11 protein-coding genes are annotated in these 13,711 nt (G+C 62.7%); 3 read left to right on the top strand and 8 right to left on the bottom strand.

Annotated features, from left to right (window positions below; translation table 11 throughout):
* Nucleotides 1-36 precede the first annotated feature (36 nt).
* The 5 genes from C8267_RS07845 to C8267_RS07825 all read right to left on the bottom strand — a co-directional run bounded on the left by C8267_RS07845 (nucleotide 37) and on the right by C8267_RS07825 (nucleotide 3,866).
* Nucleotides 37-1,236 (bottom strand): aspartate aminotransferase family protein, encoded by a 1,200-nt coding sequence (locus C8267_RS07845; RefSeq protein WP_106634282.1) that lies wholly within the window; start codon nucleotides 1,234-1,236, stop codon nucleotides 37-39.
* Between the two features lie 4 nt (nucleotides 1,237-1,240).
* Nucleotides 1,241-1,927, bottom strand: coding sequence for a TrmH family RNA methyltransferase (locus C8267_RS07840; RefSeq protein ID WP_106634281.1), 687 nt, complete (start codon nucleotides 1,925-1,927; stop codon nucleotides 1,241-1,243).
* Nucleotides 1,908-2,840, bottom strand: coding sequence for a ribosome small subunit-dependent GTPase A (gene rsgA / locus C8267_RS07835; protein ID WP_234025733.1), 933 nt, complete (start codon nucleotides 2,838-2,840; stop codon nucleotides 1,908-1,910). Before rsgA ends, C8267_RS07840 begins: the two co-directional genes overlap by 20 nt.
* A complete protein-coding gene (locus C8267_RS07830) occupies nucleotides 2,818-3,342 on the bottom strand; it encodes a CvpA family protein (protein WP_087362502.1) in 525 nt (174 codons plus the stop codon). Before C8267_RS07830 ends, rsgA begins: the two co-directional genes overlap by 23 nt.
* Nucleotides 3,343-3,647: 305 nt before the next feature.
* Nucleotides 3,648-3,866: a helix-turn-helix domain-containing protein gene (locus tag C8267_RS07825; RefSeq protein ID WP_106634280.1), complete on the bottom strand. Its 219-nt coding sequence runs from the start codon at nucleotides 3,864-3,866 to the stop codon at nucleotides 3,648-3,650.
* A gap of 243 nt (nucleotides 3,867-4,109) precedes the next feature.
* Here C8267_RS07825 and C8267_RS07820 point away from each other — a divergent pair, with 243 nt between their 5' ends.
* Both C8267_RS07820 and C8267_RS07815 read left to right on the top strand, forming a co-directional pair.
* A complete protein-coding gene (locus C8267_RS07820; protein ID WP_158699764.1) occupies nucleotides 4,110-7,145 on the top strand; it encodes a hypothetical protein in 3,036 nt (1,011 codons plus the stop codon).
* Between the two features lie 208 nt (nucleotides 7,146-7,353).
* Complete coding sequence (locus C8267_RS07815; RefSeq protein WP_106634278.1) at nucleotides 7,354-9,375, top strand: glycoside hydrolase family 2 protein; 2,022 nt, start codon at nucleotides 7,354-7,356, stop codon at nucleotides 9,373-9,375.
* Here C8267_RS07815 and C8267_RS07810 read toward each other — a convergent pair.
* From C8267_RS07810 to ispG, 3 genes are all read right to left on the bottom strand, one after another.
* The gene (locus C8267_RS07810) at nucleotides 9,311-9,913 is read right to left on the bottom strand and encodes a WbqC family protein (protein WP_199792092.1); all 603 of its coding nucleotides are present in this window, start codon (nucleotides 9,911-9,913) and stop codon (nucleotides 9,311-9,313) included. The genes C8267_RS07815 and C8267_RS07810 overlap by 65 nt on opposite strands.
* A gap of 19 nt (nucleotides 9,914-9,932) precedes the next feature.
* A complete protein-coding gene (locus C8267_RS07805; RefSeq protein ID WP_005794072.1) occupies nucleotides 9,933-10,913 on the bottom strand; it encodes an IS30-like element IS4351 family transposase in 981 nt (326 codons plus the stop codon).
* A 460-nt stretch (nucleotides 10,914-11,373) separates the two neighbouring features.
* Complete coding sequence (gene ispG, locus C8267_RS07800) at nucleotides 11,374-12,861, bottom strand: (E)-4-hydroxy-3-methylbut-2-enyl-diphosphate synthase (protein ID WP_106634424.1); 1,488 nt, start codon at nucleotides 12,859-12,861, stop codon at nucleotides 11,374-11,376.
* A gap of 162 nt (nucleotides 12,862-13,023) precedes the next feature.
* Between ispG and C8267_RS07795 the strand changes: the two genes are divergently transcribed.
* The gene (locus C8267_RS07795) at nucleotides 13,024-13,443 is read left to right on the top strand and encodes a radical SAM-associated putative lipoprotein (protein ID WP_158699763.1); all 420 of its coding nucleotides are present in this window, start codon (nucleotides 13,024-13,026) and stop codon (nucleotides 13,441-13,443) included.
* Nucleotides 13,444-13,711: the final 268 nt, after the last annotated feature.

Below are 13,711 nucleotides of genomic sequence, written 5' to 3'. Positions count from 1 at the left end.
GTCCGGAGCCGGCCGTCGCTCTTGCGGGCCCGGCGGTCAGAGCCGGTCGAGGCACTCGAGGATGATGCGCGCGCTGTCGCGCACCTCCTCTTCGGAGATGGTCAGCGGCGGCGAGATGCGGAAGGCCGTATCGCAGAAGAGGAACCAGTCGCTCATGATGCCCGCCTGCTTGAAGAGCTCCATGATGCGGTACAACCGCTCCGAGGAGCCCAGCTCGACGGCCAGCAGCAGGCCGCTGCGGCGGATTTCGCGCACGGCCGGATGGCCCTGCAGCAGCTCCTCGTAGAGAGCCCCCTTCGCCTCGACCTGCTCGACGACGTGATGGTCGAGCAGATACTCCAGCGCCGCAAGGCCCGCCGCACAGCAGACCGGATGGCCGCCGAAGGTGGTGATGTGGCCCAGCGTGGGGTTCGACTGCAGCGTGTCCATGATTTCGTGGCGCGCGATGAAGGCCCCCAGCGGCATGCCCCCGCCGAAAGCTTTGGCCAGGCAGACGATGTCGGGCACCACGCCGTACTTCTGCATGGCGAAGAGCTCGCCCGTGCGGCCCAGCCCCGTCTGGATTTCGTCGAAAACGAGCAGCGCCCCCACCTCGTCGCAGCGGCGGCGCAGCGCCTCAAGGTAGCCCGGCCGGGGCACCCGCACGCCGGCCTCGCCCTGCACGGGCTCGACCAGCACGCAGGCCGTGCGGCGCGTGATGCGCTCGAGCTGCGCCGGGTCGTTGAACTCGATGGCCTGCACGTCGGGCAGCAGCGGGCGGAAGGCACCCTTCCACTCCTCCCCCTCGGGGGCACCCATCATGCTCATCGAGCCGTGGGTCGAGCCGTGGTAGGCGCGCCGCATCGAGATGAGCTCGGTGCGGCCCGTGAAGCGCTTGGCCAGCTTGAGGGCCCCCTCGACCGCCTCCGCGCCCGAGTTGACGAAGTAGACGCTCTCGAGTCCCCCGGGCAGCAGCGAGGCGATGCGCGCGGCGTAGCGTACCTGCGGCGCCTCGACCAGCTCGCCGTAGACCATCACATGCATGTAGCGGGCCGCCTGCTCCTGGACGGCGCGCACCACCTCGCGGTTGGCATGGCCGACGTTGCTCACCGAGACGCCCGCCACCAGGTCGTAGTAGCGGCGCCCCTCGGGCGTGTAGAAGAAACTCCCCTCGGCCCGTTCGACCTCCACCAGCATGGGCGAAGGCGAAGTCTGGCCCACGTGGGCCAGAAACTGTTTGCGCAGAATCGTATTCATGGTGTTATTCTTCTCCGAATGTTCGTTTGAGTATCTCCTCCGAGTCCTTGACGCTGCGGCACATCCAGCCGTAGAGCGTCGCAGCCTGCTCCGCGGCGGTCATGTTCCACCCCTCGACCTGGCGGCGCATCCGCTCCGAGAGCATGTAGATAAGGATGGCGGCCGAGGCCGAGACGTTGAGGCTCTCGACCATGCCGCACATGGGGATGCGCAGGAACTCGTCGGCCGACGCGAGCACCTCCTCCGAGATGCCGGCATGCTCCGTGCCGAAGACCAGCGCGAAGCGCCCCCGTCCGACGTCGAACGACTCGGGGGTCGTATCCTCGCGGTGGGGCGTCGTCGCCACGATGCGGTACCCCTCGGCACGCAGCGCCGCAAGCGCCTCGGCCGTCGACCCGTGGCGGCGGATGTCGACCCAGCGGTCGGTGCCCCGCACGATGGCGGCGCTGGGGTTGAAGCGGCAGAAGGTCTCGACCGTGTGCATCTGCTGCAGGCCGAAGGCCTCGCAGTGGCGGATGAGCGCCGCGGCATTCTGCGGATGGAAGGTATTCTCGGCCAGGATGGTCATGTAGCGCGTACGCATGGCGACCGTCCGCCGCAGCACGTCGTAGCGTGCGGGGAGCATGAAGCCGGAGAGGAGGGCTATCCGCTCGCGGTACCACGCCACGTCCCTATTTGCGGTACTTGTCATCTTCGTCGAGGATTTTCAGGTAACTTTCGTATCGCGACCACGCCACCTCGCCCCGCTCGACGGCCGCCACGACGGCGCATCCCGGTTCGTGGGTGTGGGTGCAGTTGTAGAATCGGCAGCCGGGCGCCAGGCGCATCATCTCGGGAAAGTAGTGCCACAGCTCGGCGTCGTCGATATCGATGAGGCCGAAGCCCTTGATGCCCGGCGTGTCGATGAGCCAGCCCCCGTCGCCGAGCGGATACATCGTCGAGAAGGTGGTCGTATGGCGCCCCTTGTGGTGGCTCTCGGAGATTTCGCCCGTGCGGATGTCGAGCGAGGGGTCGATGGCCTGCACGAGGGTCGACTTGCCCACCCCCGAGTTGCCCGAAAAGAGGGTCGTGCGGCCGGCCAGCAGCGCGCGGACCTCCTCCACGCCCCGCCCTTCGAGCGCCGCGACCTCCAGCACGGGGTAGCCCGCCGCCTCGTAGACGGCGCGGAAGGCCGCCACCGCCTCGTCCGACTGCAGGTCGCGTTTGGCCAGCACCAGCGTGACGGGCACCTTGTAGGCCTCGCACGTCACCAGGAAGCGGTCGACGAACTCGGGGGCCGTCACCGGCTCCGAGAGCGTCACCAGCAGCAGCGCCTGGTCGACGTTCGCCGCGATGATGTGCGACTCCTTCGAGAGGTTCGAGGCGCGGCGGATGATGTAGTTGCGGCGGGGTTCGACGGCGAAGATGCTCCCTTCGCCCTCCTCGCCCTCCTCGAAGCGCACCACGTCGCCCACCACCACGGGGTTGGTCGAGCGGATACCCTTCAGGCGCAGCCGTCCGCGGATGCGGCAGCGGAGCGTGCGGCCGCCGCTCGCCACCTCGTACCAGCTGCCCGTGGCACGCACGACAAGGCCCGAGGCCTCAGTGGGTTGCATCGTCTCCATGGTCGGCGTCGCTTGGGGTCGCGCCCTCGCCGAAGGCCCGCTCCACGAAGGGGAGGAGCGATTCGCTGAGGTGCATGACGGGTTGGTAACTGATGGATTGCTCGAGGGTGCGCTCCTCGACCAGGTCGTACTGCCCGTTGAGGCGGTCGAAGGCGGCGAAGAGAACGCCCAGCGCCAGCAGGCACTTGGCCAGCGAGACCACCACCCCCAGCAGCACGTCGGCCGCCCCCAGTCCGGCAAAGCGGAAGAGGCGGCGCAGCAGCCGTGCCAGGATGGCCACCACGATGAGGACCACCACGAAGAGGGCGATGAAGCCCCCCGCGGCGGCGAACTGCTCGTCGAGGCGGAGCCAGCCGCCCACCACCGCACCGTAGCGCGAGGCGAGCCAGATGCCGGCCAGGATGCCGGCCAGCGAGCATACCTGCACGATGAAGCCCTGCTTCCAGCCGTGCCAGAGGGCCAGAAGCAGCAGCAGGCATACCACCAGGTCTATTGCATTCATCGGTCAATCGTTTCGATTCTCCGACAAAGATAACGTTTGCCGCGCGAAGCGCCAAATTCCGGACCGAAAAGGGGCCGCAGCAAGAGGCATCCGCTCCCGGCCGAAGACCGCAAAGGAGGAACGTCCGCACCCCGTCCGGGGCGGCAGCAAAGAGAAGCAGGGCCGTGTCCGACCGCCGGACACGGCAGCCGCCTCCGCTCGCGGAAAGGGCACAAAAAAGGGGCCTTTCGTGGCAGCCCCGGCAAGTTTGACCCTTTGTTGCGTCCCCTCCCGAGGGGACCTCTTTTATATTATAGGTATATCGCTTACCGGATTAAATCCCGAAGACTCACGCACAGTGCGTTACAGATGATACACATCGTCTTTACGGTCAGGTTGGTCCTCCCCGCCTCAATGCGGCTCATGTTCGAGCGCTCCATGTCACACCGGTACGCAAGTTCCTGTACGGTGAGGTGCCGTTCCTTGCGTAATTGCCTGATTCTCGAAGAGATATATACAATTTCCTCCTGATAGTCGAGTGTCATTTTCAAAAAATCGGATAAAAAGTTTTGTCGTGCAAAATTTATATATTATATTTGCACCACGCGTATCATATATGATACCAACAAATTGCGAACCGCACCCGCCGAAAACGTTCATAAAAAGAGATAAACAACTAACGGACAATAACTTAATTTTTTAAAAACAACAGAGCTCCGCATGCGGAACTCCACAGGGCAACAGAGGACAAACCACAACAATTCAACACAACTCAATTATCATCAACTATGAAAAAACAATTCTTCAAAAAGTTTCTTGCGTTGTTCCTGACGGGAACAATGCTGGCCGGTGTCGGTTGCAAGAGCTACGACGACGACATCGATTCGATAAACAAGAAACTCGACGAACTGGAGACGGTCACCATCAAGGACCTCCAGAGCCAGATTGACGGTGTGAAGAGCTCCGTCGAGGTCATCGAAGACCTCTCCTCGCGCCTCTCCACCCTCGAAGGCACGGTCGAGGGAATGGGTGACGTTGCCCAGAAGCTGCGTGATTTGGAAAACACGCTGAAGAGCTACGTCGACAACGCCGTGAAGGATTCGGAGCAGACGCTGCGCAACGAATTCGCCACCAAGTCGGCCCTCAACGAGCTCATCTCGCGCCTCGAGCAGCTCGAGGGTGTCGACGTGCAGGGGCTCATCGACGCCGCCATCGAGGAGTTCAAGAAGGACTCCTGGCTGGGCGAGCAGATGAACGAGTACATCGCCAACTACAAGTTCGACTACGACTACGTCAACGCCGAGGGTGCTGCCGACGCCGTGCTCGAGCAAATCAAGGGCCAGAACGAGGAGTACAAGGAGGCCATCCTGGCACTCATCGGCAGCGCCGATGGTCTGACCGTCTCGAAGGAGATGCTCAGCGACGAGCTGAAGGCCTACCTCGAGAAGATTGAGGAGCTCGAGAAGCGCGTGGCCGACCTCGAGAACCGCATCCAGTCGCTGGTCTATGTTCCGGCCTATGCCGACGGCAAGGTGGTATTCCCCGCATCGTACGCCATCCAGATGACCAACGGGGAGGGTGAGACCTCCTACTTCTCGCTGGGTGCTGCCGAGAAGCAGCAGGCCGAGCTGAAGTTCCGCGTAACGCCCGCGTCGCTGGCCGTAGAGTCGAAGCTCAACGCCGAGACGCTGAGCATCGTGACCGAGGAGGTGATGACCCGTGCCGAGGGTGCCGCCTTCACCATCGACGAAGTGAAGGAGTGGAACGCCGCCAAGGGTGAGTTCGTGGTGGTCGTTTCGACCGACTACGACTACCTCGGGGCAAGACTTGAGGAGCAGCCCAAGACGCTCGCAATCGCCCTCCACGTCGCCATCGACAACGCCGCTTCGACCGAGGAGAACCCCCTGCAGGGCATCGAGTACACCTCGGAGTTCATCCCCACCGAGGGCGGTACGATGGAACTCGTCAACGGCAATCTGACGGTTGCCCGTCTCGAGGGTGACAAGTACGTGGAGCTCAAGAACAACGAGTACGCCTCCGACGTCGAGTTCACCGACAAGAACGTCCGCAACTTCTTCGAGGGCTACTCCGTCGTGCTGAAGCAGGACGGGGAGCTCATGGCGCTGAACAGCGTATGGGAGAACGTTCCCCAGTTCGAGCTGGTTGCACCGGAGGATGCCGCCACGGTAAACAACGGCCACGAGGAGAACTACGAGCTGACCGAGACCTCGGCCGCCATCGTAACCCCGGCTCCCGAGCTGGTAGGTGACGTCATCACGTCGGGCGCCTTCACCTTCCGTCTGAAGGACCAGAACGGCAACTACGCCGATGTCAACACGCAGGCCGTTGCCAAGCTCAACATCATCTCGGTAGACACCGAGGTCGAGACCGCACAGCTCGACGCCCCCGTCGTATGGAACTACGCCGCCGCTTCGGGCTCGCAGGAGTACACCGCACAGTACGAGTTCACCAACAAGCTCGATGTCGAGCGCTTCAACGCCCTCAAGTCGCTGATGCCGACCTTCACCGTAACCGATGCCAAGGGTGCTACCGTGAGCGACATCCAGGTTGCCGCCGAGAGCTACTCGCAGCCGTCGGCCGAGGGTGACGTACAGCGCATGACGCTCAAGCTGACCGATGCACGGAACCACTTCATCGCAGGTGGAAACTACACCGTCGTAGCCCTCTACAAGGAGAGCGCAGCCGGTACGACCGTTACCGTCAAGTTCCCGCTCACGGTCGAGGGTCTGCCCGCCGTTGCCGACCAGCTCATCACCAAGGAGATTGCCTACGAGCCCAACACGCGCCAGTACAAGGTATTCCTCGACTTCGCCCGGATTATCTGGAACACGTGGGGTGAGGCTGCCGAGAAGTACTTCGCCGACTACGCAACCTTCAAGAGCGCGCTGAACGGCAAGCAGTTCGTATCGACCTCCGAGGAGGAGAACACGCTCCGCGCCGAGGACGGTTCGCAGATTCTGATTGGCTCGGACAACATCGCCGTAAGCTTCGCCAAGACCGAGACTCCCTACGAGCTTTCGGGCAAGCTGACCACCACGTGGGGCCTCGAGGTTGTCTTCGGCGGCACCTTCACGCTCAACAAGCCGCAGGGCGTCCTGCTGCAGCGCGGCTCCGACCTGCCGGCCGACAACCGCGTGCTGATTGCCACGACGCTCGAGGGCGGTGTCTTCTCGGTAGACAACAAGGACCTGGTCAACACCTACTTCTACGACGGTGACGTTGCAGGCGTGAGCGTCAAGTTCGCCATCGACCGGAGCGACGAGGAGGCCGACTACGGCACGGCCGGCGTAAGCGGCACGAAGCTCTCGTGGGGCTCGTACAAGGGTCTTGAGCTGCCGATTGTCGTCACGCTCGAGGACAACAACGGCGTGGTATTCGACCTGCAGAAGTTCACGGCCTACATCGCCGACCCGATTAAGGACCAGGCCATCACCGCCAAGGACGGTTCCATCGGAGCTACGACCACCGACCAGACGCTCTACATCTCGACGCTGCTCACGCTCAAGGATATGAACAACGCCAACGTCTTCGCCGCACCGAAGACCGACGACGGAACGACCGACGCGAAGGGCCTTCTGACGAACATCAAGACGCCGCTGGGCGCCGAGGTAAGCTACTCGACCCCCGACATCATCTACACGAACCGCATCTCGTTCGACCCGGCAACGGGCCTGCTGACGGTCAAGGGTTCGACCGACACGTCGATGGCCGTCACCGAGACCGTCTCGATTGACGTCACCTTCACCTACGCCTACGGCGAGAAGCGCACGGGTACCGTCAAGGTAGCTGTCGCCCAGAAGTAGCCCTCCTGACAGGAGACTCATCTCACAAAACGAATACGCCACAAACACATCGTTATCTTCATCCAATTCGAGTCTCCTGTCTTTTTACCGACCCGAGAGGCCCGGACCGCAACGGTCCGGGCCTCTCTGCATTCCGCCCCCGAGGAAAACGCCGGGACAACTTTTGCCGAAATTTCGTATATTTGCGCCAAACAGCCTTCGAGAAACCATGAAAAGAGTCGCAGCAACCCTGCTGCTCGTGCTGCTCTGCATCACGGCGCAGGCCCGTAAAGTCTACCCGCTGAACGAGGGGTGGCGCTTCTTCTTCAAGTCGGAGAACACGAGCGACAACGCCCGCTACGTCACACTGCCCCATACCTGGAACACCGACACCGAAGCCGTCGGCCTCTTCCTCGAAACCACGGCCAACTACCAGAACGAGGTGCGCATCCCCGCCGAATGGCGCGGCAAGCGCGTCTTCGTGAAGTTCTACGGCGTGCAGAACGTCGCCACGCTCTTCGTCAACGGCAACTACGTGGGCGAACACCGCGGCGGGGCGGCGGCCTTCACCTTCGAAATCACCGACAAACTGCGCTGCGGAGACAAGAACGCGCTGCTGGTCATCGTGAGCAACAACAGCCGCTCGGACGTGCTGCCCGTCTCGACCGACGCCAACCTCTACGGCGGCATCTACCGCGGCGCCGAGCTCATCGTCACCGACCGCACGGCCGTCTCGCCCCTCTACTTCGGTTCGGACGGCGTGCTGGTCAAGCCCACGTCGGTGACCCCCGAGCGGGTCGAGGGCGAGGCCGAAATCCACCTCACCTCCTCGTCGGGCGAGGCCAACTGCCTGCTCACGCTCGACATCACCGCTCCCGACGGCACGCGCGTCTACACGCGCCGCCAGCGCGTGCGCCTCGACGGGCGCCCGGCATCGGTACCCTTCTCGGTCGACGACCCCGAGCTGTGGAGCCCCGACCATGCGGCACTCTACCGCTTCACCGTGCGGCTGGGCGAGCAGCAGGTGCTCGACGAGGTGAGCGTCCGCACGGGCTTCCGCTCGGTGCGCGTCACCCCCGAGGAGCGCTTCACCCTCAACGGCAGCTTCTGCGCCATCCACGGCGTGACGCTCTACCACGACAATGCGCTTGAGGGGGGCGCCCTGACCGACGCCGACTACGACGCCGACATGGCCTGCATCCGCGACCTGGGGGCCAACGCCGTACGCTCGGCGGTGATGCCCCACGCGCAGTACTTCTACGACCTCTGCGACGAGCGCGGCATCCTGGTCTGGGCCGAAATCCCCTTCCAGAGGGCCCCCTTCCTGGGCGACATGGGCTACTTCCCCACCCCGCAGTTCGAGGAGAACGGCCTCCAGCAGCTGCAGGAGATTATCGCCCAGAACTACAACCACCCCTCGGTGGTCATGTGGGGCATCTTCTCGCTGTTACAGGCCAAGGGGGATGACCCCTCGCCCTACATCCGCCGTCTGAACGACGCGGCGCACTGCATGGACCCCACCCGTCCGACGGTGGCCTGCAGCAACCAGGACGGCAGCCTCAACTTCATCACCGACCTGATTGTCTGGCAGCAGGAGGTTGGCTGGGAGAAGGGTTCGCCCGACGATGTGGCCGTATGGCGCGACCTGCTGCGCCGCAACTGGTCGCACCTCGCGTCGGGTGTCTGCTACGGCGAGCCGGGCTTCCCGGCACACCAGTACAACGCCGTGCCGCCCGTATCGCGCACGAACTGGATACCCGAGCAGCGGCAGAGCCGCTTCCACGAGGCCTATGCCAAGAATCTGGAGCAGGATTCGCTCTTCTGGGGCGTGTGGGTCAACAACCTCTTCGACTACGGCTCGGCGCGCCGCCCCTACGGGGTCAACGGCTCGGGGCTGATGACGCAGGACCGCCGCGAGCGCAAGGATGTCTACTACCTCTACCGTGCGATGTGGAACAAGCGCGACACGACGCTCCACCTGGCCGACAAGCGCCACCGGCTGCGCGACACCGAGCGGCAGGCCTTCAAGGTCTACTCCTCGGCGGGCAGGCCGCAGCTGCGCATCAACGGCGACACGGTGGCGCTGCGCCGCTATGCCGACTGTCAGTACGTCACCGACACGATGACGCTCCAGGGAACCGTGTGGCTGAAGGCTTCACTGGGAGGACAAAGCGACTCGCTGCGCTTCAGAATCGACTGCGCGCCGCAACAGCCGCTGCTTGGGGTCCTTCGGCAAACAACAGGTCGATGAACGACAGGTTGGCGACGAAGGGCATCCGGTCGGAAAAGACCTGAATGTAGGGCTCGGCCTCAAAGGCCGGGCCCTCTCTGTGTTTGGGCCTCAGGTCGACATCGCCCGGCTGCGCCTCGACGTAGTGCTCCGAGAGGCGGAGCCGGCAGGGGGCCTTGGCCGCCTCGAGCAGCGTGCGCAGCAGCGCAAGGTTGAACTCCGCAAGCAGGTCGCCCGGCGCGCGGTAGAGGGGTTCGAAGCGCTCGGCGTAGTGGTCGAAGTAGGGCGAGCTGCGGTAGGCCGAGACGAGCGAGAGCCAGTGCTGGTGGGGCCAGCGCTTCGAGTAGTCGAGCCGCACCTCGCGCATGGGCTGGCGCGGGCGGTCGGCGTTGCGGACGTGGACGGTGAGCTCCATGGGGCCCCCCGTGGCCAGAATCCGCGTGCGGTTGCGCTCCGAGCGCTTGATGAAGTGTTCGCCCAGGTCGATGACGCATTCCTCGCGCAGCAGATGCGCGATGTACTCCACCGAGGGAAGATAGGCCAGAGGAAGAATGGTCATCGGTCAAACATTGCTGAATTCAACTTGCAAATGCAACAGAATTCTGATTAATAATTTGTTTAAATTTTTCGTTTGGCGTGAGGTATCCAAGTCTTTTACGAGGTCGATTATTGAGTTTATTTTCAATCCACTTAATCTGTTTGTTGGTTACTTCACTAAAGTCCTTACCCTTTGGGATATACTGCCTGATAAGCCCGTTGGTGTTTTCATTGGCACCACGTTCCCATGAGTGGTATGGTTTGCAAAAATAGAATTTTATTTCCAATTTTTGCGCAATTTCCTCGTGCTTTGCAAACTCCTTTCCATTGTCAGCCGTAATTGTGTGTATTAAGTTTTTCACTTTCCGCAGTGCCCATACTGCAATCTTAGCTACCGGGATGGCTTCTTTTCCCGACAACTTGCGTATCCAGACCCTGCTTGTTGCTCTGTCGTTAATGGTAAGAATGGCACCTTTGTGGTTCTTACCAATAATTGTATCTATCTCTAAATCACCAAATCTCTCCTTCAGTTCCACTATCTCGGGACGCTCATCAATATCCACCCTGCCTGGGATAAATCCTCGCCCTGCATTTTTAGAACCACGTTTGGCATACCTGCGACCTTGTCTGCGAAGATATTTGTGCAGTTTGCCACCCCGCCGCTTATCCTCCCAAATCCAGCGATATATCGTTTCGTGAGATACCATCGCAATTCCCTCCAAGCGGCTCCTGCCGACAATCTGCTCCGGGCTGAATCCTTTCTTCAACAGCTTTATTATCCGTTTTCTCATTGCCGGTGTAAGCACTTCCTTGCGATGTTTTTGCTGCTTGCGCCTGTCTGCTTTTCGCTGGGCAAGCTCCATGCTATAGCTACCACTTCGGGCGTCGCAATTGCGCTTTATCTCCCTGTAAACAGTGCTTTTATCTACTCCGATAGCTTCCGCTATTGCTTTTTTGCTCATCGGTATTTGCAACATCATAGAAATTGCATACCTTTGTTCCTCGGTTATATGTTTGCTCATCTGCAACTTTTTTTTCTTTGGACGGACAATTAAAGCAAAGATAGCAAACTTTATCCATTCAGAGTGAGAGAAAGGGGGACATTGTCTCTCTTTCCTCTCTGAAAAATAAATGTTTTTATTGCTTATTATCCGCACCCAAAAAGTTGCATTTATAAGTTGAACTCAAGATTTTTACAGGATTTTACAGGATAAGGATGGAGCCGGAGGCGGGGACCGGGCCGAGTGGTCGGCGGTCCGCAGAACTCGGCGGCAGAACCGGAGGGTCGGCGGGTCGGAGCCTTTCGGGTCGGGCCCTCAACGGGTCGGAGCCGGCGGCAGGGCCCTCAATGGGTCGGAGCCGGCGGCAGGGCCCTCAATGGGACGGAACCGGCGGCAACATCGACCGGAGCGGCAGGAACCTCAACGGGTTGGACCCGGCGGCAACAGCGGCCCAAGAGCCCGGGTGGCCGGGTGGCCGGGGCTACTCGCCCGGCTCGCGCCAGTCGCCGTTTTCGCGGATAAGGGCCACCAGACGGTCGAGCGCCTCCTCCTGCGGGATGTTGCGCTCGACGACCGTGCGCCCCTTGTAGAGGGTGATGCGTCCCGGGGCGGCCCCCACGTAGCCGTAGTCGGCATCGGCCATCTCGCCCGGGCCGTTGACGATGCACCCCATGACCCCGATGCGGAGGTTCTTCAGGTGCGACGTGCGCGCCTTGATGGCGGCCAGCGTCTGCTCGATGTCGTAGAGCGTGCGTCCGCACGAGGGGCAGGCGATGTATTCGGTATGCGAGAAGCGGAGGCGCGCCGCCTGGAGAATCATCAGCTCGACGCGGCGGAGCTCCTCCTCCGTGTAGCGCGGGGCGTCGAGCCAGATGCCGTCGGCCAGGCCGTCGAGGAAGAGCGGTCCCAAGTCGGCCGCCGCACGCACGGCCAGCCGCTCGAGCGTGGGTTCGTCGTAGTGCCGCCGGAGCACCACCGGGCAATCCTCCTCGAGGTTGAGAATCGCCGCGCGGAGCTCGGCCGTGGGGTTTTCCGAGGTCGACTCGAGGATGCGGAACCCCTCCATCGACTCGCCCCCCACGACGGGCACCTGCACCCGGCTGCGGCGGCGGAACTCGGTGGGCGAATAGCGCTCGGGATGGAGCACCTCGAAGCGGCCCGGACGCGCGGCGAACTGCTCGACGAGCTGCTGCGCCACGGGGATTTCGTGCTCGGGGGCCTCGGTCAGCGAGACGCGAATCGTGTCGCCGATGCCGTCGGCCAGCAGTGCACCGATGCCCACGGCGCTCTTGATGCGCCCCTCGAGGCCGTTGCCCGCCTCCGTCACACCCAGATGAATCGGATAGTGCATCCCCTCGGCATCCATCGCCTCGACCAGCAGCCGGTAGGCGTGGACCATCACGCGCGTGTTGCTCGACTTCATCGAGACGACCACCTGGTCGAAATTGCGCTCGCGGCAGACGCGCAGGAACTCCATCGCCGAGACGACCATCCCCTGCGGCGTGTCGCCCCACCGGTCGAAGACGCGGCGGGCGAGCGAGCCGTGGTTGACGCCGATGCGCAGCGCCACGCCGCGCTGGCGGCACTGCTCGATGAGCGCCTCGAACTCGCCGTGCTCCGAGCGGTAGTTGCCCGGGTTGATGCGCACCTTGTCGACGTAGCGGGCCGCAATGGCGGCCACCTCGGGAACGAAGTGGACGTCGGCCACCAGCGCCGTGTCGTAGCCGTCGGCGCGCAGCTGCGCGGCGATGGCACCCAGGTTCTCCGCCTCGCGGCGCCCCTGGGCCGTCAGACGGACAATCTTGCCGCCCGCGCGGTCAATCCGCTCAATCTGGGCCACGCTCGCCGGCGTGTCGTTGGTGTCGGTATTGGTCATCGACTGCACGGCAACGGGGTTTCCGCCGCCGATGGCAACCCGTCCGATGCGCACCTCGCAGGTCGGACGGCGCCGGTATTCCGAAAGATTCATCATGGCTGCGCCTCTTTTTTCCGAAGACAAAGATAGCGTTTTTTCGGCCGATTTCCACACCGTCCGCACAGTGCGGCGCCGCCGGCGGAAGAAAATCGGAGCAAAAGTTGCGAAAACCTCTATTATTCACTACTTTTGGAAAGGAACCAAACCTGTATGACCATGAAACGAAGCTGGGCACTTGCCGCTCTGGCCCTTTTGGGATTCGGAACGGCCTGCAACGAGGACGAACAGATTCTTGCGATGTACGGAACACCCAACGTCGACTACCGCGTCCAGGGCCGGGTGACCGACCTCGAGGGCAACCCCATCGAGGGCATCGAGGTGCGGGGAAAGGACGGGCTGAAGAGCGTGCTGAGCGGCGCCGACGGCAGCTTCGACCTTCGCGACAACGGTCAGAAGGACAACCTGACGCTGAACTTCACCGACATCGACGGCCCCCAGAACGGCTCGTACAAGGCACGGGAGTACCGGATGGGCTTCACCGACGAGGAGTTCGTGCCGCGTGACGCCGCATCGGAGGATGCCGGGCTCTTTGTCAAGGAGCACGTCAACGTCTCGATGACCGAGGAGGAGCAATAGCCCCGCCCGGGCAGCCGGACGCAGGCACCGGGACGAACGCCCCCGAAGCGCCGGCCGCTCCCGACAAGCGCCAAACACGGGACCGAGCGCCAAACACGGAACCGACAGCCAAACCCTTTTCCAACAAGGGCCGGCCAAACCGCCGGCCGTTTCTTGCTGTGTGCCGGCCGGGCCGCCCCAAAACAGACACGACCGGGCAACCGGCCGCCCCGCCGGACATCCCGCCGGACCGACAACCGCCCCAACGACGAACCCAACCGGAGCTGCC

This window comes from Alistipes sp. Marseille-P5061 (genome assembly GCF_900290115.1).
In the GTDB taxonomy this organism is placed as follows: Bacteria; Bacteroidota; Bacteroidia; order Bacteroidales; family Rikenellaceae; genus Alistipes; species Alistipes excrementigallinarum.
The sequence above is the reverse complement of the archived record's forward strand: the minus strand, read 5'-3'. Positions and strand labels throughout refer to the sequence as shown.